Here is a 20,456-nt window from a genome sequence, read left to right as displayed (position 1 = left end):
CGACACGGAATATCTCTGACGACCCATCAGAAGTTGACCGAAAGCTAGTAACGAGTTCTAGAAGTGGCAAGGGGCGCGACCGGATCTGTTGCGTATCGCCGTCGCAGTAAAGGCGTGCAAGGCCCTTGTGCACCCCGGTCAACTCTCATAAGACTTGACGGGGGAACTAGAACGCGTACTAGTTCTCGCGTGGGGCGCCGGGACGCCCGCGCATGTCAGGAGAGGACGAGTCATGGCCGCGGAACCCGTCATCGTCGAAGCCGTACGCACCCCGATCGGCAAGCGTGGGGGCGCGCTCGCCAATCTCCACCCCGCCTACCTCCTGGGCGAGACCTACCGGGAACTCCTCGGCCGCACCGGGATCCAGCCCGACTGCGTCGAGCAGATCGTCGGCGGTACGGTCACCCACGCCGGCGAACAGTCCATGAACCCCGCGCGCACCGCCTGGCTGGCGATGGGGCTCCCGTACGAGACGGCGGCGACGACCGTGGACTGCCAGTGCGGATCGTCGCAGCAGGCATCCCATATGGTCGCCAACATGATCTCGGCGGGCGTCATCGATGTCGGCATCAGCTGCGGAGTCGAGGCCATGTCCCGGGTGCCGCTCGGGAGCGGCTCCAAGCACGGCCCCGGTAAGCCCTTCCCCGACGAGTGGAACGTCGACCTCCCCAACCAGTTCGAGGCCGCCGAGCGCATCGCCCGCAACCGGGGGCTCAGCCGGGAACGCGTGGACGCCCTCGGGCTCCAGTCGCAGCGGCGGGCTGCCGCGGCCTGGGCGGAGGAGCGGTTCAAACGCGAGACATTCGCCGTCCAGGTCCCGACGACCGAGGAGGAACAGGCCGCCGGGCAGGGCATGTGGCGCCTGGTCGACCGCGATGAGGGACTCCGCGACACCAGTATGGAGGGCCTGGCCGGGCTGAAGCCGGTACTGCCGACCGCGGTGCACACGGCCGGCAACTCCTCGCAGATCTCCGACGGGTCGGCCGCCGTGATGTGGGCGTCGAAGCGGATGGCCCGCGCGCTGAAACTCAAGCCGCGGGCGCGGATCGTCGCCCAGGCGCTCGTCGGCGCGGACCCGCACTTCCACCTCGACGGTCCCATCGACGCGACCCGGACCGTGCTCGGCAAGGCGGGGATGACGCTCAAGGACATCGATATCGTCGAGATCAACGAGGCGTTCGCGTCGGTGGTGCTGAGCTGGGCGCAGGTCTTCGACCAGGACCTGGAGAAGGTCAATGTGAACGGGGGCGCGATCGCGCTGGGGCATCCGGTGGGGGCGACGGGGGCGCGGCTGATCACGACGGCGCTCCATGAGCTGGAGCGCCGGGACAAGGAGTTCGCGCTGGTGACGATGTGCGCGGGCGGAGGGCTGGCGACGGGCACGATCCTTCAGCGGCTCTGACGGCCCGGGCCGATGGGTCAGTACCGGCCCGGGGTCAGTACCAGCGCTGGGTCAGTACCGGCCCGGGGTCAGTACCAGCGCTGGGTCAGTACCAGCCCTGGGTCTGCCAGGTCGACCACGCGTCGCACGGGCTGCCGTAGCGGTCCTTCATGTAGTCCAGACCCCATTCGATCTGCGTCGCAGGGTTGGTCTTCCAGTCCGAGCCCGCCGTGGCCATCTTGCCCGCCGGCAGCGCCTGCACCAGGCCGTACGCGCCACTGGACGGGTTGGAGGCCGTCACATCCCAGCCGCTCTCATGCTTCACGATCTTGCTGAAGCACTGGAACTGCGACTCGTCCTTGATCATCTTCTTGGCGATGGCCTGCGCTGAGGCCGACTCCGCAGCGGTGGGCGCGGCGGCGGCGGTCGGCGCGTTGACGCCCACGACCAGGGCGGCGGAGGCGGCCAGCAGCGTGGAGCCGATCAGAGCGGACTTGGGGCGGACGGCGATACGGCCGAGGAAGGAGCGGGACACAGAGCGGGACCTCTCGTCGGGAACAGGGCCGTCGCACGGCCGGGAACCCCGAGGGACTCCGGAACCGCACCCGGCTCCGAGCGGAGCGCGGGGCGTGCCTGAGCGACCGGATCAGTGTTAGCGGCCCGCCACCCCCGCCGCAACGACCCCACCTACGAGCCGGCCTCGCACCCGCTCCCCCCGGGCGCCCGTCCGGCCGTCCGCCCGCGCCCCGTACCCGTCCTAAGCCGCTTAGTGGAGGACCTAAGCCCTGTGGGGCGCCTCACCCGGGAGGGACCGTTCCGGAGGGTCGAATGTGACCCGCGCCTCGAACGCGGCGCGCCGGGTCGCCCGGCGCAGCGCCTTGAGGACCGTCGCGCCGAGCGTGAGGGTCAGTACGAGCGTGAGCGCGGCCCGCCCCAGGTCCCAGCCGAGCGAGGTGGCCGTGCAGTAGGCGATGAAGCGGACCAGGTTCTCGGAGACCGGATCGCCGGGCTGGAAGGAGATCCCGGAGGACATGCCCTGAAGATAGGTCCAGCCCTGCAGATTCATGATCGTGCCGTACGCGAACGACGCGATCGTCCCGTACGCGCCGAGCATCAGCAGCTCGGCCCGGCCACGGACGCGGTACGGGCCGGGCAGCAGGCCCGCGCCCATCGTGAACCAGCCCATCGACAGCATCTGGAACGGCATCCAGGGGCCGACCCCGCCGGTCAGTAGCGCGGACGCGAACATCGTCACCGAGCCGAGGACGAACCCGAACCCCGGCCCCAGCACCCGGCCGCTCAGCACCATCAGGAAGAACATGGGTTCCAGCCCGGCCGTGCCCGCGCCGAGCGGGCGCAGCGCGGCGCCCACCGCCGCGAGCACGCCGAGCATCGCCACCGCCTTGGCGTCCATCCCGGTGTCCGCGATCGTCGCCACGACGACGCCCACCAGCAGCGGGAGCAGCAGGGCGAAGAGCCAGGGGGCGTCCGACGCGTGTGCGACGACCTGCGACTCCCGGTCGGCGAGCAGTGGCCAGCCGAAGGCGATGACACCGATCCCGGTGATCAGGGCGAGTGCGGCGATCGACCGCGGGCCGAGCCGGACCGGCCGGGTTCCGGTGTTCACAGCAGTTCCGGTGTTCACAGCGCCCGCCCGACCTGGTCGACGGTCAGCCAGCGCAGGGGCGCCAGGATCTTCGCCACCTGGGGCGCGAACGCGGGTGACGAGACCACGACCTCCGCCGTCGGCCCGTCCGCCACGATCTCGCCGTCGGCGAGGATCACCACGCGGTGCGCGAGTTCGGCGGCCAGTTCGACGTCATGGGTGGCCAGCACGATGGCGTGGCCGTCGGCCGCGAGGCCCCGGAGGATCGTGACCAGCCTGGCCTTCGCCGCGTAGTCCAGCCCCCGGGTCGGCTCGTCGAGCAGCAGCAGCGGGGGTCGGCCGGTGAGCACGATGGCCAGGGCGAGGGCCAGCCGCTGCCCCTCGGAGAGATCGCGGGGGTGTGCGTCGTCGGGCACCCCCGGGAGCAGTTCGCCGACCAGGGCGCGGCAGGACCCGGGGGCCGCGCCGGCGTCGGTGTCGGCGGCGGCGCACTCGGCGCCCACGGTGTCGGCGTAGAGGAGGTCACGCGGTTCCTGCGGTACGAGACCGACCTGCCGGATCAGTTCGCGCGGCGGTGTGCGGTGCGGGGTCCGGCCGCCGACGGTGACGGTGCCGGAGGTCGGTTCGAGCATCCCCACGAAGGTGGCGAGGAGGGTGGACTTGCCCGCGCCGTTGCGGCCCATCAGCGCGACGGTCTCGCCCGGGGTGAGGGTGAGGGAGATGTCCCGCAGCGCCTCGATCCGGCCGCGGCGCAGGGTGAGTGCGCTGGCGGTCGCGGTGAAGGTGCCGGAGACGTCGGTGGCGCCGGTGTGCTTGGGCGTGCCCGGCCCCTCGGCGGACGCGTTCCGGGTACGCCGGAAGGGCAGCCGGGACCGTCGTTCGGGGGCTGGTGCTGGTGCTGGTGCTGGTGCTGGGGCAGTCTCCTGGGCGAAGGCGGCCGTGGCCCGGGGGTGCGATGGCGTGGGATGCGGTGGTGTGGGGACGGCGTCGGCCAGCCGGTCCCGCAGGGCGGACGCCCGTCGACGGGCGTCCCGTACCGAGAGCGGCAGTGGGTCCCAGTCCATCAGCCGGCCCAGCTCCACCACCGGGGGGCGCACCGGCGAGACCGCCATGACCTCAGCCGGCGGGCCCAGCAGTGGGGCCCGGCCCGGCCCGGGCAGCAGGATGACCTGGTCCGCGTAGTGCACCACCCGCTCAAGCCGGTGTTCGGCCAGCAGGACCGTCGTCCCCAGATCGTGCACCAGCCGCTGTAGTACGGCCAGCACTTCTTCCGCCGCCCCCGGGTCCAGCGCGGACGTCGGCTCGTCCAGCACCAGCACCTTCGGGTGCGGGGTCAGCACCGAGCCGATCGCGACCCGCTGCCGCTGACCGCCGGACAGGGTCGCGATCGGCCGGTCGCGCAGCTCCGCCAGGCCCAACAGATCGAGCGTCTCTTCGACCCTGCGCCGCATAACGTCCGGGGCGAGCCCCAGGGACTCCATCCCGTACGCCAGCTCGTCCTCGACCGTATCGGTGACGAAGTGCGCCATCGGGTCCTGGCCGACCGTGCCGACGACGTCGGCCAGCTCGCGCGGCCGGTGGGTGCGGGTGTCGCGGCCGTCGACCGTGACCCGGCCGCGCAGGGTGCCGCCGGTGAAGTGCGGGACGAGCCCGGAGACCGTACCGAGCAGAGTCGACTTACCGACTCCGGACGGGCCGACGAGCAGTACGAGCTCCCCCTCGGGAACCGTGAGGTCGACATCCTCCAGGGTCGGCCGCGCCGCCTCGGCGTAGGTGACCGACACCTTCTCGAAGCGGATCACACGGACTCCTTGGGGGCGGGGGCGACGAACGCCGGGAGCAGGCCGATGAGGATCGAGAGCGCGGGCCACAGCGGTAGCGCCGGAGCGACCAGTGGGACGACTCCGGGGTGCAGCGCCTCGGGATCGTACGCACCCGCCCGGATCATCAGGGCGGCGACCAGCGCGCCGGACCCGGCCACCAGCCAGGAGCGGGCGCCGAACCGGTCGGGGCGGTAGCGGGTGCGGACCGAGCGCCGGCCGCCGAGCCGTAGTCCGGCGAGCGCGGCGAGGAGACCGATGGCCATCAGCGGCAGTCCGTATCCGGCGCCCTCGGCCGCGAGCAGTCCGTACGATCCGGCGCAGACGCCGAGGAGGCCGCCGAGGGTGAGCGCGGTGGTGGTGTGGCGGACGGCGGGCGGGACCTGGGCGGTGCGGCCGTAGCCACGGGCGTCCATCGACGCGGCGACGGCGACCGAACGCTCCAGCGCGCCCTCCAGGACGGGCAGCCCGATCTGGGCGACCGCCCGGACGCCGTTCGTGGGCCGGCCGCGCAGTCGGCGGGCGGTGCGCAGCCGGGCGATATCGGCGACCATGTTCGGCGCGAAGGTCATCGCGACCACGACGGCTACCCCGGCCTCGTACAGCGCGCCCGGCAGGGATTTGAGCAGCCGGGCGGGGTTGGCAAGGGCGTTGGCGGCGCCGACGCAGATCAGCAGGGCGGCGAGCTTCGCGCCGTCGTACAGCGCGAAGACGATCTGCTCGGCGGTGACCCGGCCGCCGATTCGGATGCCCTGCGCCCACTCCGGGAGCGGCACCTCGGGGAGGGTGACCAGGGTGTGGGTGCCGGGGATGGGGGAGCCGAGCGCGATGGAGAAGACGACCCGGATGACGATGACGGCCAGCCCGAGCTTGACGAAGGTGACGTAGGAACGGGCCCAGGGGGCGTCTGTGCGGCGGGCCGCGACGACATAGCCCGCGACGGCCACGAGGAGACCCAGCAGCAGGGGATTGGTGGTCCGCGATGCGGCGGCGGCGAGACCGAGGGCCCACAGCCACCAGGCCCCGGGGTGCAGGGCGTTGCGCCGGTCGGCCCGGGGCGCGCGGAGTCGCCGCCACCGGGGGGAGCGGGCGGGGCCGCCGCCGCCCTCCGGGTGCGCCTGGTCGAGTGCGGGGCCGCGCGGCTTCGCTTGCGCGGGCCGGTTGAGTGTTGTGCCGTGCGGGGTCCGGTTCGAGTGCCGGTTGAGTGTTGTGCCGCGCGGGGTTTGGTTCGGGTGCTGGTCGGGTGCCGTGCGGGGGCCGGTTGAGGGCTGGTCGGGCGTAGCGCTGTGCGTGTCCCGGCTTCGGTTCCGGTTCCGGTCCCGGGTCTGGGAGGGGGTCGCGTCGTGCTCGGGCGAGGGCCGGCAGGGCTGATCCGGGTCCCTGTCCGTGCCTCTGTCCCTGGCCCTGTCTCCGGGCCGGTCGGGTGCCGCGCCGTCCCGGGCCGTGTTCGCGTCCCCGGTCCCGCTCCCGCTCCCGGTCCCGTTTCCGTTCCCGGCCGCGCCGGGCGCCGCGCCGTCTCGGTCGGGCGTGCCGGGCCGGAGTCGGCGCCCGCCCGGACCGGCGCCGCTGAAGCCTTCGGTCATCGCCTGCGGCGGCGCGACTGCCACACCGCTGCCCCGCCGAGCGCCGCGATGCCCGCCGCCCCGGCGAGCACCCCCACCGAGGGGCCGTCGTCCGAGCCGGTGTCCTGGTCCGTAGCGGTCGGCGACGACATCTTGTCGCCGCAGCCCGCGCGCGGATAGCCGGAGATCGCGCAGAGCAGCGCCTGGCTGTTGTAGCGCAGCGGCTTCGCCACCTTGGCCAGCGCCTCCGCCGTCGTCGCCGGTTCCGGTACCTGCGCGCAGGCCACCCGGAGCGCCGGGGGCCGCTCGCCGGAGGGAGCGTCGGCGGCGGTGCCCGGGTCGATGACCAGGGCCACGCGCTTCGTCGCCGGCTTCGGCGGCGTCGTACCGCAGATCGCCGCGAAGTCCGGGGCCCGGCGCGGCCGGGCCGCGTCCGCGCTGTTCTCACTCACCGAGAAGCGGAAGCCGTTCACCGATCCGTCAGTCGGACGCGCCGTCGCCGGTCCTTCCGTGGCGTAGCGCCAGGCGGCGCCGTCGTTCTGCCAGAAGGACCAGTAGCGGTAGCCCGCCGCCTGCGCCGGCCCGGTGGAGAGTGCCGTCAGGGCCGCCCCCAGCGCGATGACCAGCGCGAGCAGCCGTCCGCGCCTCACCGCTGGGACTTGCGGCGGCCACTGACCAGGATGCCCGCGCCGATGCTCGCCACGAAGAACGCTCCGACGATCCACCAGGTGCCGGACGGGGAGTCGTCCTCGGTGGACTTGGCCTTCTCCGGCTGCGGGCCGAGCGCGTTGAGCCGCTCCACCAGGTTCGTACCGCCGAAGTTCTTCGGGTCCGTGCCCGTCGCGTGCGCGGTGAGGACAAGCTGGGCGTACGCGGCCGGGCCGGACTCCTTCGCCCAGGCGGCCGAGTTCCCCTTCAGCCACTCCAGCGGCTTCTTCGTCTGCTCACCGAGGCCCTGCGCGGTCAGGGCGATGATCGCGTCCGCCGTGTTGCCGACGTCGGGCTTCGCGGCCGGGTCCGTGGCGCCGGGCATCGGCGCGGTGAGCAGATGCCCGTTCTTCGCCAGCGCGGTGGCGAGGTAGGCGGCGCCGTTGTGCGCGGCACCCTCGATCGTGGTGGCCGGCTCGCAGGCGGTGCCCTTGGCGTCCTTCGGTCCCGCCTTCACCACCAGGTCCTCGCCGTGTGCGCCGATGACGGCGGCGGCCGTGGAGTCCGCGATGATGCCGGGCTGCTTCGGCTGGAACACGAACGCCCCGCCGTCGGGGCCACCGCACGGCTTGGCGAAGGTCAGCAGGGCGTCGTACGGGGACTTCCCGCCCTTCGCCGTCACCTCGCCGGGCTTCTCGCCCGCCGCCGCGAGCGCGCCGATCACGATGGAGGTGGAGTTGGCGTCGCTGGCGCCACCGGGGTTGTAGCCCCAGCCGCCGTCGGGGTTCTGGGTGGACTTCAGCCAGGTCACGGACTTCTTCACGGCCGTGTCCTGGCCGCCGATGGCGGCGAGCGCCTGCGTGGCGGCGGCTGTGGCGTTGGAGTCCAGCGGCAGCTTGGCGGTGCAGGGGGCGGTGGCGTCCGCGCGGTAGGAGGGGAAGCCGCCGTTGTCGCACTGCTGGCCGGCGAGCCAGTCCACGGCCTTGCTGGCCGGGCGGACGCCGACCGTGTCCTGTGCGAGGAGGGCCAGGGACTGCCGCCAGACACCGTCGTAGGTGGGGTCGGCCGCTCCGTAGAGACCGTTGGGCAGTACGGCGGACGGCGTGGGGCTGGTCGCCGCCATGGCGGCCGGTGCGGCTGCGGCGGCGATGGCCACGCCGAGGACGGCGGAAACGGCGAGCGCTGCGGCGCTGCGGCGGACGGTGCTCATGGGCGGGACGGGCCTCTCCTGCGGGAGCCGGGCTCGGGCACGGTCAGGCACCAGGGCTCCGGCCCCGAATTCCTCGACGGTGCCGGCCACCGGCAGGCTGCCGGTGACACGAGCCGGTCACGACCGGGCACAGGGCATTCCGACTCGCCGCCGCCGAGGTTCGACGGGCGGCTCACGGCTGCGGGTCAGTGCCGGATTCGCACCGGCTTCCCCCTGTACGGGCGTGATGACGACTCGCCCACTCTACCGGCCGGCGCGGGGCTGCCCGGAGCGCGATCCCCCGCTTGTGAAGTCCGGGCCGGGTGCGATCTGCCGCTCGGCGGGGTTGCGGGAAGCGGCGGGGGTGGCGGGCGAGGGAACGTTTCCGCAGCCCACGGCTTCGGGAGCCCGTGGTCGTAGCCCGTATCCCGTGTGCGGCACCCCGGACGCCGGACCCGGACCCCGGTCCCGCAGCCTGGACCGCGGTCCGGACCCCGCAGCCTGGACCCGGACCCCGGACCCCGGAGCCCGCAGCCCGGACCCGCAGCCTGGACCGCGGTCCGGCCCCCGGACCCCGCAGTCCGGACCCCTGGGGCCTGTGGCCGGTGGCTTCGGGGAGCCGGCAGCTCCGGAGCTGCCGGCGCTGAAGGCCGGTCGTCCGGCGCGCGGTCCTGGAGCCCTGGGCCCGCTGGTCCAGCCCGTAGCCCTTGGGGCTCTGAGCCCCGCTGGATCCTGGGCCTGCCGGTCCTGCGCCCGCTTGTCCTGCGCCCGCTGGATCCTGGGGCCAGCCTCCGCCCTCGGCCCGGGGGCCGTCACACCGCCACGTACCGCGTCGGCGTCCCCGGCAGCATCTCCGCCCGCCCCAGCTTCACCAGCCGCCGCAGATGCGCCTCCGCCTCCGACACCGCGATGTTCCGCGACCCGTACGGAATCTGCTCCCAGGGCCGGTTCCACTCCATCCGTTCCGCGATCGCCCACGGCGTCAGCGGCTCCAGCAGCAGGCGAAGCAGCGCCGTCAGCCGCTCCTCGTGATGGTCGAGCAGCTCCCGGACCCGGGCCGCGGCGTCGGTGAACGCGTGCTGGTGCGCGGGCAGGACCTCAGCGGGCCCCAGTCGGCCGACGCGTTCCAGCGAGTCGAGGTAGTCGCCGAGCGGGTCGGTGACGGTCGCGTCGTCCGGGTCCTCGTACAGCCCGATGTGCGGTGTGATCCCCGGCAGCAGATGGTCACCGGAGAAGAGTCGCCCGCGCCCCGGCAGCCGGGCCGGGTGCTCCTCCTCCAGGTGGAGGCAGACATGTCCGGGCGTGTGGCCCGGGGTCCATATCGCCCGCAGCCGCCGGCCCGCCAGGTCCAGCAGTTCGCCGGGCACGATCTCCCGGTCCGGCAGGGCGGCCCGCAGCCCCGGTGGCGTCCGGGGCCGGCCCGCCGCGCGGGCGGCCCGCAGCGGAGCGATGTGGTCGTCCGGCGCCCCGGCCCGGGTGAGCTTGTCGGTGAGGTAGTCGAGCCAGCGGGTGGGTTCGGCCTCCCGGGTCCGCCGGATGACCTCGGTGTCGGCCGCGTGCATCGCGATCCACGCGCCCGATGCCTCGCGGACCCGGCCGGAGAGCCCGTGGTGGTCGGGGTGGTGGTGGGTGATGACGACGCCGTGCAGATCGCCGACGGCGACGCCGGCCGTGGCGAGGCCCGCCGTGAGGGCGTCCCAGGACGCGGGGTCGTCCCAGCCGGTGTCGATGAGGACCGGGCCCCTGCCGGTGTCGATGAGATGGACGAGGGTGTGGCCGACGGGGTTGTCCGGAATGGGGACCGGGATGGACCAGACGCCTCCGCCGTGGTCGGTCACCTGCGCCATGACGCCTCATCTCTCAGCTGTCCACGACACGAGCCGCCGCCGTGTCCCGGCAAGGGCGTCGCTCACTTCGCTCACTATAACGAGAACTGATGGAACGTCAGCTCAACTGTGCAGCACGCCTGTTCGCACGGAGGGCGGGACTCGCCGCTCCGTGTGCCGTCGGTGATCCCTCAGTCGGTCAGCGCTCCGGGGCGCCGCGAGGCGGGTCGGCACGGTCCGGCCCCGGGTCCATCAGCCGTGCGACGCCCTCCGGTGTCCAAGCGCCGGCCGCTCCGGGGGCGCGGGACAGATACCGGGCGACGGCTGCGGCGTCCCAACCGCCCGCCGCGAGCAGGCCGGAGGCGAGATGCCGCAGATACGCGCCGGACGGCACGACCGGCTCGACGTCCCCGATGTGCCACGGCGCGGTGAAGGTCAGCACGGGCAGCCCGGCCAGCAGGCCGGGGCATACGAGCGTCTCGTAACGTCCGGGGCCGAGCCGTTGCCGTCCGGTGGCGAGGACCGGTCCGAGGTCCAGGTCCGTCCCCGGTGGTCGGTACATCTCCTGGGCCGCGATGTCGGAGAACTGCCCGGTGGTGATCAGATGCGCGCGCGCCCACACCCGGCCTCCGGCGTCGGGGTCGTAGAACGCCCTACCTCCGGTCCAGACCGATGACTCGGTCGCGAAGTACAGCACCCCCGACAGCTCGACCGATACGGAGCGGGCCGGGGCGCCATGGTCCCGGCACCCGGGATACGTCCGGGCCGAACCGGGCGGTCGCCCGCCCGCGATGTAGTGGTGGAGCCTGGCCGCGTCCATGTTGGAGCCGTACGACGCGTACCAGACCCGCTCCGGGGTGAGGGGTTCGGGCCGGTGTCCGGGGGGTGGGGGTGTCGGGCGGTGGACGGTGCTCAATCGATCCCTCCGGGCTGACGGGTGTCGGGTGTCGGGTGTGGGGGTCGCGCGGTGCCTGGCGGTTGGCGGTTGGTCGGGTCCCGGGTCCCGAGTTCCGAGTCCCGGGGTGCCGGTCCCGGGGTGCCGGGGTCGCGTGGCGCCTGATGCCCCCGGTGGTTGATCCGGTGCCGGGTGTCGGGTGCCGGTGTCGGGGCCGGGTGTCAGGCGCTCTCCCCGGCCTCGCCCGCCCGCATCCCTTGCTCACGATAACTAGAACTGATATCAGTTCTGAAACAGTGTCAGATCCGGTTCGGGCGTCAGGATCGCGCAGGAGGCAGCAGCCATGACCGAGCTTGTGGAACACGGAAAGCTGTTCATCGGTGGGGAGTTGACCGACCCGCTGGGCACCGAGACCATCGAGGTCGTCTCGCCGCACACCGAAGAGATCATCGGCCGGGTCCCGCACGCCTCCCGCGCCGATGTGGACCGGGCGGTCGCCGTCGCCCGCGAGGCGTTCGACCACGGCCCCTGGCCACGGATGACGCTCGCCGAACGCGTCGAGGTGATCACCCGGATCAAGGACGCCATCGGTCTGCGGTACGAGGAGATCGCCCGTTCCATCAGTGCCCAGAACGGCTCCCCGTACTCCTGGAGCGTGCTGGCGCAGGCGCTCGGCGCGATGATGGTCTGGGACGCCAACATCTCCGTCGCCCAGGGCTTCCCGCACGAGGAGACCCGCACCGGAGCACTCGGCCGGATCCTGGTGCGCCGGGAGCCGGTCGGGGTCGTCGCCGCCGTGATGCCGTGGAACGTTCCCCAGTTCACCGCCGCCGCCAAGCTCGCCCCGGCGCTGCTCGCGGGCTGCACGGCGGTGCTCAAGCCGTCCCCCGAGTCCCCCCTCGACTCGTACATCCTCGCCGAGATCGTCCAGGAGGCCGGGCTCCCGGAAGGCGTGCTGTCGATCCTTCCCGCCGACCGCGAGGTCAGTGAGTACCTGGTGGGGCACCCCGGGGTGGACAAGGTGTCCTTCACCGGTTCCGTGGCGGCGGGCCGTCGGGTCATGGAGGTGGCCGCCCGCCATCTCACCCGGGTCACGCTGGAACTGGGCGGCAAGTCGGCGGCGGTGATCCTCCCCGACGCCGATCTGGAGTCGGCCATCGCCGGGATCGTGCCCGCCGCCTGGATGAACAACGGGCAGGCATGTGTGGCCCAGACCCGCATCCTCGCGCCGCGCGCCCGCTACGACGAGATCGCCGAGGCGCTCACCGCCGCCGCCGGTGCCCTGGTGGTCGGCGATCCGCTGGACCCGGCGACCCAGGTCGGCCCGCTGGTCGCCGAGCGCCAGCGGAGCCGGTCCCTCGACTACATCGGCATCGGCCAGGCCGAGGGCGCCAAGATCCTCACCGGTGGCGGGCGCCCCAGCGGGCTGGCGAAGGGGTGGTACGTCGAACCGACCCTCTTCGGCGAGGTCGACAACTCCATGCGGATCGCCCGCGAGGAGATCTTCGGCCCGGTGATCTGTCTGCTGCCGTACGGGGACGAGGCGGAGGCCGCAGCCATCGCCGACGACTCCGACTACGGGCTCAGCGGCAGCGTCTGGACGGCCGACGTCGAGCGCGGCCTCGACTTCGCCCGGCGGATCAGGACCGGCACGTACAACGTCAACACCTTCAGTCTCGACATGCTCGGACCGTTCGGCGGCTACAAGGACTCCGGGGTGGGCCGGGAGTTCGGTCCCGAGGGGTACGGCGAGTACCTGGAGCACAAGATGATCCACCTTCCGGCCGGCTACGGGGACAGCGACGGGGGCAACTGATGGGCGACCGCTGGCACATCGAGGTCGACCGGGCCGTCTGCATCGGCTCGGGCATGTGCGTGGGGACGGCGCCCGACGGGTTCGCGCTGGACAGCGCGCGCCAGGCGCGTCCGCTGGAGGACGATCCGGCCGCGAGTGAGCCGGTGCTCGCGGCGGCGGAGAGCTGTCCGGTGGAGGCGATCACCATCACCCTGCTGGCGAGCGGGGAGGCGGTGTTCCCCCCGGAGGACTGAGGCCGTGGGGCCTGGCCGCCGGGGGAGGAGCGCCGCACCCGGTCAGCCCCGGCGGTCGGGCGGCGGTGTGGTCAGGTCGATCAGCCGGCACACCGTCTCGATGTCGATCTTCACCTGTGCGATGGACGCCCGGCCCGACAGCCAGGTGATCAGCGCCGAGTGCCAGGTGTGCTCGATCACCCGGACCGCCGAGAGCTGTTCCGGCGTCGGATGTTCCAGCCCCATGGCGTCCAGGATGATCACCGTCGTCTGCCGGGAGACCGTGTCCACCTCGGGGCTGACGCTGCGGTCCGCGAAGGTCAGCGCGCGCACCATCGCGTCCGCGAGATGCGGTTCGCGCTGGAGCGCGCGGAACGCCCGCATCAGGGTCTCGGCCACCCGCTCGGCCGCGGTCTCCCCGCCCGGGGGGCGTTTGCGGAGGGTGGTGTGCATGTGCTGGAGCTGGTCCTGCATGGTGGCGACCAGCAGATGGATCTTGGAGGGGAAGTAGCGGTACAGCGTGCCCAGCGCGACGCTGGAGGACTCGGCGACCTCGCGCATCTGCACCGCGTCGAAACCGCCCCGGCTCGCCAGTTGGGCGCTGGCGTGCAGAATACGACGACGGCGCGCCTCCTGGCGCTCCGTCAGGGGCGGTGACGCCGGACCCGGCGACTTGGCTTCGGCTGTCATTTGTCCCGTTCCATTGTCCCGGTCCGTGCCCGTACGGACCGCACAGCATCGCAGTGGTCCCGTCGTGGCGCGAATCACCTGATCCAGCCCTCACGCCGGAGCTACCTGCGGGTAGATTCGAAGCCCGTCGTACGGCGAAGTCTGAAACTTGTTCTAGATTAGCGCGAGCGGTTACGCTCCGGCGAAACGTAGTGAGAAGGGGGCCGTGAGTGACCGCTGAGGCCATCGAGGCCGGCCCTCAAACGGGCCCCACGGGCGCCCGCGCGGGGTCGACCGACGGCGGTGACCACCCGCTGCGCATCGCGCTCCTCACCTACAAGGGCAACCCGTTCTGCGGTGGCCAGGGCGTCTACGCCCGCCATCTCTCCCGCGAGCTGGCCCGCCTGGGCCACAGCGTCGAGGTGATCGGTGCCCAGCCCTACCCCGTGCTCGACGACGGGGTCCCCCTCACCGAACTGCCCAGCCTCGATCTGTACCGCAGCCCGGACCCGTTCCGCACGCCGAAGCGCGACGAGTACCGGGACTGGGTGGACGCCCTGGAAGTCGCCACGATGTGGACCGGCGGCTTCCCCGAGCCGCTGACCTTCTCGCTGCGCGCCCGCCGTCATCTGCGCGCCCTGCGCGGCCGGTTCGACGTCGTCCACGACAACCAGACGCTCGGCTACGGCCTGCTCGGCGACCTCGGCGCACCGCTGGTCACCACCATCCACCACCCCATCACCGTGGACCGCCGACTTGAGTTGGACGCCGCCGCTGACTGGCGCCGGCGCGCCTCCGTGCGCCGCTGGTACGGCTTCACCCGGATGCAGAAGCGGGTCGCCCGCCGGCTCCCCTCCGTACTCACCGTCTCCGGCTCGTCCCAGCAGGAGATCGTGGACCAGCTCGGCGTACGGCCCGAGCGCGTCCACGTCGTGCACATCGGGGCCGACACCGATCTCTTCTCCCCGGACCCGGCCGTCGCCGAGGTCCCCGGCCGGATCGTCACCACCTCCAGCGCCGACGTCCCACTGAAGGGGCTCGTCCACCTCGTGGAGGCACTGGCCAAGGTCCGTACCGAGAACCCCGCCGCCCATCTCGTGGTGGTCGGCAAGCGCGCCGAGGACGGACCGGTCGCCCAGCTCATCGAGCGGTACGGCCTCCAGGGGGCGATCGAGTTCGTCAAGGGCATCTCCGACGCCGAACTGGTCGATCTCGTCCGGAGCGCGCAGGTCGCCTGTGTGCCCTCGCTGTACGAGGGGTTCTCGCTGCCCGCCGCCGAGGCGATGGCCACCGGCACTCCGCTGGTGGCCACCACCGGCGGAGCGATACCGGAGGTCACCGGCCCCGGGGGCGAGACCTGTCTGTCGGTCCCACCGGGGGACGCGGGCGCGCTCGCGGCGGCGCTGGGGCGGCTGCTCGGCGACGCGGAGCTGCGCGCCCGACTGGGCGCGGCCGGGCGGGAACGAGTACTGGCGCGGTTCACCTGGGCGCGGGCGGCGCAGGGCACGGTGGAGCTGTACCGCGCGGCGATGGCGGACTCGAAGCGTTCCCGTGGCGCGGTGCGTTCCGGAGGCGGCGCGGCGGACTCCCTCGGCGTGGTGAAAGCCGGTGGCGCGGCGGACTCGTGCGGCGTCGTGAAGGCCGGTGGCGCCGCGAAGCCCCGTCCGTAGACCCCGCCACGCTCCCCGTCCGCTCTGCCGCTCCACTGCTCCACTGCTCCACCGCCCCGACTGTTTCGACTGCCTCGACTGCGAAAGCGGGATCCCGTGCTGACCGTCGACTTCTCCCGCTTCCCCCTCGCGCCCGGCGACCGCGTTCTCGACCTCGGCTGCGGTGCCGGACGGCACGCCTTCGAGTGCTACCGGCGCGGCGCCCAGGTCGTCGCCCTCGACCGCAACTCCGAGGAGATACGCGAGGTCGCCAAGTGGTTCGCCGCCATGAAGGAGGCGGGTGAGGCCCCCGAAGGCGCCACCGCCACCGCCATGGAGGGCGACGCGCTCAACCTCCCCTTCCCCGACGGGTCCTTCGACGTCGTGATCATCTCCGAGGTGATGGAGCACATCCACGACGACAAGGGGGTGCTCGCCGAGATGGTCCGGGTCCTCAAGCCGGGCGGCCGGATCGCGGTCACCGTCCCCCGGTACGGCCCCGAGAAGGTCTGCTGGGCGCTCAGCGACGCCTACCACGAGGTCGAGGGCGGACACATCCGGATCTACAAGGCCGACGAACTCCTCAGCAGGATCGAGGAGGCCGGACTCGTCCCGTACGGCACCCACCACGCCCATGCCCTGCACAGTCCCTACTGGTGGCTCAAGTGCGCCTTCGGCGTGGACAACGACAAGGTCCTGCCGGTCAAGGCGTACCACCAACTGCTGGTCTGGGACATCATGAAGAAGCCACTCGCGACCCGGCTCGCCGAACGCGCGCTCAACCCACTGATCGGCAAGAGCTTCGTGGCGTACGCGACCAAGCCGCACCGCGCCGGGGCCGAGGCGTGACCACTTCCCCGCGTACCCCCCGTACCGAACATCTGATCCTGCCCGGGGTGCTCACCGCCGAACAGGCCGCCGAGACCGTCGCGGGCGTCCTCGCGGTCCAGCGCGCGGACGGCGCGATCCCCTGGTTCAGGGGGCACCATCTGGACCCGTGGGACCACACCGAGGCCGCGATGGCGCTGGACGCGGCGGGCGAGCACGAGGCGGCGGCACGCGCGTACGAGTGGCTGCTGCGGCACCAGAACGAGGACGGCTCCTGGTACGCCGCCTACCAGGACGGTGACGCGTCCCGGCCCACCGACCTCGGCCGGGAGACCAACTTCTGCGCCTATGTGGCGGTCGGCGTCTGGCACCACCACCTCGCCACCGGTGACGAGCCGTTCCTCGACCGGATGTGGCCGGTCGTCCGGGCGGCGATCGAGTTCGTGCTCCGGCTCCAGCAGCCCGGCGGGCAGATCGGCTGGAAGCGCGAGTCACCCGACGAGGGGGGCGCGCCGGTCCGGGACGCCCTGCTGACCGGCAGTTCGTCCATCCACCACGCCCTGCGCTGCGCCCTCGCCATCGCCGACGCGCTGGAGGAGCCCCAGCCCGACTGGGAATTGGCGGCGGGCGCCCTCGCCCACGCCATAGGCCGGCACCCCGAGCGCTTCCTCGACAAGGGCCGCTACTCCATGGACTGGTACTACCCCGTCCTCGGGGGCGCGGTGACGGGGGCCGAGGCCACCGCGCGGATCGCGGAGCGCTGGGACGACTTCGTCGTACCCGGCCTCGGGGTGCGCTGCGTGCTGCCCAACCCCTGGGTCACCGGTGGCGAGAGCTGCGAACTCGCCCTGGCGCTGTGGGTGATGGGGGAGTCGGACCGGGCGCTGGAGGTGCTCCAGTCGATCGGACACCTGCGGGCCGACGGCGGGATGTACTGGACGGGGTACGTCTTCGAGGGGAACCGCGCCCACTGGCCGGAGGAGCTGACCTCGTGGACGGCCGGTTCGCTGCTGCTGGCGGTGGCCGCGCTCGGCGGCGACGAGGCGACCACGGCGGTCTTCGGCGGGGAGCGGTTGCCCAGGGGACTCGCTCCCGACTGCTGCACTCCATGACGCCGTAGCCCGCGGCGGTGCGGGGCTCGGAGCCGCCGCCGATGCCCTCGTACCGCCGCGCCTCCGCGCCTCCGTACCGCTGAGGAGCCGTACCAGAAGCCGTATCGCTGAGGGGGCGTACCGGCCGCAGCGGGGGACCGGCGCTGTTCGTCCGTCCGGGACCGGACCCCGGCACCGCACCACCCCCGAAGGAGAGCGACGCGACGGAACCCGCTGCGATCGAACCCGCTCCGATCGAAGCCGCCACCATGGCGGGATTCATGGGGTGCTCACCTTGCACCCCTGGATCAGCCGGCAGTACGCGGACGGCACCCTCGATGAGGATGTGTTCGGCCTGGTCAGCACCCGGGGCAACGCCTACGGCCGGCTCGACTCAGTGGTCCCGGCCCCCGCACGGCTGACCCGCCGCGGGGAGGGCCGTCGCACCCGGCTCAGTGGCTCCGGCTCAGACGCACCCGGCTCAGTGGCGGCTGCGTACCCGGCCCGCCACACCGTGTCCGATGACGAGATAGACGACGGCCGCCAGACCGTACCCGGCGACGACGCGCGCCCATTCCTTGTCGAAGGTGAACAGGTCGTGGGACCAGCCCGCCAGCCAGCGCGCGGCATCCCGCACGATCTCGACGAACGAGTTCGAGCTGTTGGCGTCCAGGAGATACATGAGGATCCACAGCACGAGAATGGCGGCCATGACGTCCGCGACGAGCGCGATGACCGTCCCGGCCTGGTGCGATCCGTTGCGATGACGAGGGCTCATGGCGGTCGTGTTACCGCTCGCGTGTCGCTGAAACACGAGGGGTGCCGGGCCGTCGGGCAGGACCTAGAGCACCAGCTCGGCCAGTACCCGCATGGTCCCCGGGTCCGGTGCGGTGATCAGCAGATCGGTGACGGGCCCCGCGCGCCAGGCCGCCAATCGGTCCGCGATCCGCTCCCGGGGCCCGACCAGCGAGATCTCGTCGGCGAACGCGTCCGGTACGGCGAGCACCGCCTCCTCGCGCCGGCCGTCGGCGAACAGCCGCTGGACGCGCCTGGCCTCGGCCTCGTACCCCATCCGTGCCATCAGATCGGCGTGGAAGTTCCGGGTGGCGTGCCCCATCCCGCCGATGTAGAAGCCGAGCATCGCCTTCACCGGCAGCAGTCCTTCGGCGATGTCGTCGCAGACCTGGGCCCGCGCCATCGGCGCGATGGTGAAACCCTCGGGCAGATCGGCGAGCGAGGCGCTGTAGACATCGGTCCGCAGCGGTGACCAGTACAGCGGCAGCCAGCCGTCGGCGATCCGGGTCGTCTGGGCGATGTTCTTGGGTCCCTCCGCGCCGAGCAGCAGGGGCAGCGTGGCGCGCAGCGGGTGGGTGATGGGTTTGAGCGGTCTGCCGAGGCCGGTGCCGTCGTCCCCCCGGTACGGATGGGAGTGGAAGCGCCCGGCCAGCTCCACCGGCCCCCCGCGGCGGAGGACCTGGCGGATCACCTCCACGTACTCGCGGGTGGCGGTGAGCGGGCTGCTCGGGAACGGGCGGCCGTACCAGCCCTCCACCACCTGTGGCCCCGAGAGTCCGAGGCCGAGCATCATCCGGCCGCCGGAGAGGTGGTCCAGGGTGAGTGCGTGCATCGCCGTCGCGGTGGGGCTGCGGGCGGCCATCTGCGCGATGGCCGTACCGAGCCGGATGCGGGAGGTGTGCGCGGCGATCCAGGTGAGCGGGGTGAAGGCGTCGGAGCCCCATGCCTCGGAGGTCCACACCGAGTCGTAGCCGAGGCGTTCCGCCTCGCGGGCGAGGTCGAGATGGCCCGGGGTCGGACCCCGGCCCCAGTAGCCGAGCGCGAGTCCCAGTCGCACGCCACACACCTCCGACGCTCCGTGTTCCCGGCAGGGGTTCCCGGCCGCGATTCCGACAGCGGTCCGCCGTCAGCCGGCAGTGATTCTGATGGTGCGTCAGAATAGGCCGACGGCCCCTCGCCCGGGAAGGGCGAGGGGCCGTCGAATGGCCGGGGGACGTCAGCCGCGCTGGATACCCGAGGTGTCCTGGAGCACACCGCGACGACCGTCCTGCGTCTGCGCGATCAGCCCGGAACCGCGCTGCTCGACCGCGAGGTACCAGGTGCCGGGTGCGAGTTCGGCGATCGGGGTCGGGGAGCCGTCCTCGCCGTACAGCGGACGGGCCACCGGCACCGCGAACCAGAACGGGGCGAACTCGGCACCCCCGCCGGCCTGCGGAGCGGCGGCCGGACCCGGCTGACCGCCGTACGACGGCTGTGGCTGCTGCTGCGACTGGGCGGGCTGACCACCGTAAGGCGGCTGCTGGGCGCCCGGGTAGCCGTAGCCGCCCTGCGGCTGGCCGCCACCGTACGGGGTGGGGGCGGCCGGGCGCGGGGCTCCGATGAGCGGGGCCTTCAGGGCGCCCACGAGCTGCGAGCCGACCGCGCCCGCGGCCAGCACGAGCGCCGCGACGAAGCCGAGGATCAGCCCGGTGCCGGCGTCGGGGTCGACGATGCCGTCGACGTTGAGCGAGCCGCCCGGGTCGAAGACGGCGCCGAGCGCGGACCACGCGGTGAAGAGCGCCAGGGCGAGACCGAGGTGACCCAGCTCGATCCCGAGCACCTTCGGCGGCCGGGGGAGCAGATGCGAGAGGACGATCAGTGCCGCCGCGATGATGCCGGCCAGATAGACACCCATGAGCAGGGACCCGTTGTCCCAGGCGGTCGGCACGTCATTGCAGCTGCCGGAGCAGTCGAACGTGTCGAGGAACGAGGCGATGAACAGCAGCACCGCTGCTCCGATCACCACGCCGTCGCCTCTTGTGAGGGATCGGATGTTCACGTGAAAAGTCCTTCGTCGGTCGTCTCATCGGGGCGGTCGTCGCTGCCGCCAGGGGCGGTGAGCATGGCGCGGGGCTCGGGGGTGACCCCCCATCGTAGGGGGTGAATCTATCGTCTGACCGATCCGGACGTCTGCCGGGTGCGCGGAGTCGCCGCCCCGGTGTGGGGCGGGTGTGAAGCGGGTGCGGGGCTGCCGGGGCGGGCGGTGCGCATGGCGCGGAATGCGCTCGGAAAGTGCTCGGGGAGCGGTACGGGGGCGGTACGAGAGCGGTTCGGGGGCGGTACGAGGGCGGTACGGGAGCCGCTGGGCGGGCCGGGGGCGGCCGGTGGCCCCTCCGGCGGACCGGTGGTTTCCGGCGGCCCAGGGTCGGTGGTTTCCGGCGGTGGCCTGGGGTCGGTGGTTTCGGTGGTCCCGGGGCGCTGGCGGGGCCA

18 protein-coding genes and 1 riboswitch are annotated in these 20,456 nt (G+C 72.7%); of the genes, 6 read left to right on the top strand and 12 right to left on the bottom strand.

The window, feature by feature from the left end; all coding sequences use genetic code 11:
• Positions 1–232: 232 nt before the first annotated feature.
• On the top strand, positions 233–1,402 hold the full coding sequence (locus ACH4S7_RS03455) for a steroid 3-ketoacyl-CoA thiolase (RefSeq protein ID WP_398519369.1): 1,170 nt from the start codon (positions 233–235) through the stop codon (positions 1,400–1,402).
• A gap of 85 nt (positions 1,403–1,487) precedes the next feature.
• On the opposite strand, the gene ACH4S7_RS03450 is transcribed toward ACH4S7_RS03455, so the two are convergent.
• The 8 genes from ACH4S7_RS03450 to ACH4S7_RS03415 form a co-directional block, all read right to left on the bottom strand.
• Positions 1,488–1,916 carry a transglycosylase SLT domain-containing protein gene (locus ACH4S7_RS03450; protein ID WP_398519368.1) on the bottom strand — a complete coding sequence of 143 codons (429 nt, stop codon included), beginning with the start codon at positions 1,914–1,916 and terminating at the stop codon, positions 1,488–1,490.
• Between the two features lie 243 nt (positions 1,917–2,159).
• Positions 2,160–3,008 (bottom strand): ECF transporter S component, encoded by an 849-nt coding sequence (locus tag ACH4S7_RS03445; protein ID WP_398519367.1) that lies wholly within the window; start codon positions 3,006–3,008, stop codon positions 2,160–2,162.
• Positions 3,009–3,022: 14 nt separating this feature from the next.
• On the bottom strand, positions 3,023–4,789 hold the full coding sequence (locus ACH4S7_RS03440; RefSeq protein WP_398519366.1) for an ABC transporter ATP-binding protein: 1,767 nt from the start codon (positions 4,787–4,789) through the stop codon (positions 3,023–3,025).
• Positions 4,786–5,841, bottom strand: a complete 1,056-nt coding sequence (locus ACH4S7_RS03435; protein ID WP_398520011.1) for an energy-coupling factor transporter transmembrane protein EcfT — start codon at positions 5,839–5,841, stop codon at positions 4,786–4,788. The genes ACH4S7_RS03440 and ACH4S7_RS03435 overlap by 4 nt, the downstream gene beginning before the upstream one ends.
• A 545-nt stretch (positions 5,842–6,386) precedes the next feature.
• Positions 6,387–7,019, bottom strand: a complete 633-nt coding sequence (locus tag ACH4S7_RS03430; RefSeq protein WP_398519365.1) for an SCO2322 family protein — start codon at positions 7,017–7,019, stop codon at positions 6,387–6,389.
• On the bottom strand, positions 7,016–8,227 hold the full coding sequence (locus ACH4S7_RS03425) for a prenyltransferase/squalene oxidase repeat-containing protein (protein ID WP_398519364.1): 1,212 nt from the start codon (positions 8,225–8,227) through the stop codon (positions 7,016–7,018). The genes ACH4S7_RS03430 and ACH4S7_RS03425 overlap by 4 nt, the downstream gene beginning before the upstream one ends.
• A gap of 132 nt (positions 8,228–8,359) precedes the next feature.
• Positions 8,360–8,442, bottom strand: a riboswitch (cobalamin riboswitch).
• 576 nt (positions 8,443–9,018) lie between these two features.
• Positions 9,019–10,053, bottom strand: a complete 1,035-nt coding sequence (locus tag ACH4S7_RS03420) for an MBL fold metallo-hydrolase (protein ID WP_398519363.1) — start codon at positions 10,051–10,053, stop codon at positions 9,019–9,021.
• A 178-nt stretch (positions 10,054–10,231) separates the two neighbouring features.
• Positions 10,232–10,948, bottom strand: coding sequence for a histone deacetylase (locus ACH4S7_RS03415; protein WP_398519362.1), 717 nt, complete (start codon positions 10,946–10,948; stop codon positions 10,232–10,234).
• 322 nt (positions 10,949–11,270) lie between these two features.
• Here ACH4S7_RS03415 and ACH4S7_RS03410 point away from each other — a divergent pair, with 322 nt between their 5' ends.
• Both ACH4S7_RS03410 and ACH4S7_RS03405 read left to right on the top strand, forming a co-directional pair.
• Positions 11,271–12,743, top strand: coding sequence for an aldehyde dehydrogenase (locus tag ACH4S7_RS03410; RefSeq protein ID WP_398519361.1), 1,473 nt, complete (start codon positions 11,271–11,273; stop codon positions 12,741–12,743).
• The gene (locus ACH4S7_RS03405; protein ID WP_398519360.1) at positions 12,743–12,976 is read left to right on the top strand and encodes a ferredoxin; all 234 of its coding nucleotides are present in this window, start codon (positions 12,743–12,745) and stop codon (positions 12,974–12,976) included. Before ACH4S7_RS03410 ends, ACH4S7_RS03405 begins: the two co-directional genes overlap by 1 nt.
• 42 nt (positions 12,977–13,018) lie before the next feature.
• Here the strand turns inward: ACH4S7_RS03405 and ACH4S7_RS03400 are convergent, their stop codons facing one another.
• Positions 13,019–13,645, bottom strand: coding sequence for a TetR family transcriptional regulator (locus ACH4S7_RS03400; RefSeq protein ID WP_398519359.1), 627 nt, complete (start codon positions 13,643–13,645; stop codon positions 13,019–13,021).
• Between the two features lie 209 nt (positions 13,646–13,854).
• Here ACH4S7_RS03400 and ACH4S7_RS03395 point away from each other — a divergent pair, with 209 nt between their 5' ends.
• The 3 genes from ACH4S7_RS03395 to ACH4S7_RS03385 all read left to right on the top strand — a co-directional run bounded on the left by ACH4S7_RS03395 (position 13,855) and on the right by ACH4S7_RS03385 (position 17,213).
• On the top strand, positions 13,855–15,294 hold the full coding sequence (locus tag ACH4S7_RS03395; RefSeq protein WP_398519358.1) for a glycosyltransferase family 4 protein: 1,440 nt from the start codon (positions 13,855–13,857) through the stop codon (positions 15,292–15,294).
• A 96-nt stretch (positions 15,295–15,390) separates the two neighbouring features.
• On the top strand, positions 15,391–16,122 hold the full coding sequence (locus ACH4S7_RS03390; protein WP_398519357.1) for a class I SAM-dependent methyltransferase: 732 nt from the start codon (positions 15,391–15,393) through the stop codon (positions 16,120–16,122).
• Complete coding sequence (locus ACH4S7_RS03385) at positions 16,119–17,213, top strand: prenyltransferase/squalene oxidase repeat-containing protein (RefSeq protein ID WP_398519356.1); 1,095 nt, start codon at positions 16,119–16,121, stop codon at positions 17,211–17,213. Before ACH4S7_RS03390 ends, ACH4S7_RS03385 begins: the two co-directional genes overlap by 4 nt.
• Positions 17,214–17,673: 460 nt before the next feature.
• Here the strand turns inward: ACH4S7_RS03385 and ACH4S7_RS03380 are convergent, their stop codons facing one another.
• The 3 genes from ACH4S7_RS03380 to ACH4S7_RS03370 form a co-directional block, all read right to left on the bottom strand.
• Positions 17,674–17,970: a hypothetical protein gene (locus tag ACH4S7_RS03380; protein WP_398519355.1), complete on the bottom strand. Its 297-nt coding sequence runs from the start codon at positions 17,968–17,970 to the stop codon at positions 17,674–17,676.
• A 63-nt stretch (positions 17,971–18,033) separates the two neighbouring features.
• Positions 18,034–19,044 (bottom strand): LLM class F420-dependent oxidoreductase, encoded by a 1,011-nt coding sequence (locus ACH4S7_RS03375; protein WP_398519354.1) that lies wholly within the window; start codon positions 19,042–19,044, stop codon positions 18,034–18,036.
• Positions 19,045–19,203: 159 nt separating this feature from the next.
• Positions 19,204–20,025: a hypothetical protein gene (locus tag ACH4S7_RS03370; RefSeq protein WP_398519353.1), complete on the bottom strand. Its 822-nt coding sequence runs from the start codon at positions 20,023–20,025 to the stop codon at positions 19,204–19,206.
• Positions 20,026–20,456 lie beyond the last annotated feature (431 nt).

The organism is Streptomyces sp. NPDC020965, from assembly GCF_044333555.1.
GTDB lineage: Bacteria > Actinomycetota > Actinomycetes > Streptomycetales > Streptomycetaceae > Streptomyces.
The sequence above is the reverse complement of the archived record's forward strand: the minus strand, read 5'-3'. Positions and strand labels throughout refer to the sequence as shown.

Bases quoted from the DNA above. Each gene is read 5' to 3' on its own strand.
- ACH4S7_RS03400 (WP_398519359.1), bottom strand. From the start codon at position 13,645: ATGACAGCCGAAGCCAAGTCGCCGGGTCCGGCGTCACCGCCCCTGACG.
- ACH4S7_RS03380 (WP_398519355.1), bottom strand. From the start codon at position 17,970: ATGAGCCCTCGTCATCGCAACGGATCGCACCAGGCCGGGACGGTCATC.
- ACH4S7_RS03420 (WP_398519363.1), bottom strand. From the start codon at position 10,053: ATGGCGCAGGTGACCGACCACGGCGGAGGCGTCTGGTCCATCCCGGTC.
- ACH4S7_RS03410 (WP_398519361.1), top strand. From the start codon at position 11,271: ATGACCGAGCTTGTGGAACACGGAAAGCTGTTCATCGGTGGGGAGTTG.
- ACH4S7_RS03455 (WP_398519369.1), top strand. From the start codon at position 233: ATGGCCGCGGAACCCGTCATCGTCGAAGCCGTACGCACCCCGATCGGC.
- ACH4S7_RS03425 (WP_398519364.1), bottom strand. From the start codon at position 8,227: ATGAGCACCGTCCGCCGCAGCGCCGCAGCGCTCGCCGTTTCCGCCGTC.
- ACH4S7_RS03405 (WP_398519360.1), top strand. From the start codon at position 12,743: ATGGGCGACCGCTGGCACATCGAGGTCGACCGGGCCGTCTGCATCGGC.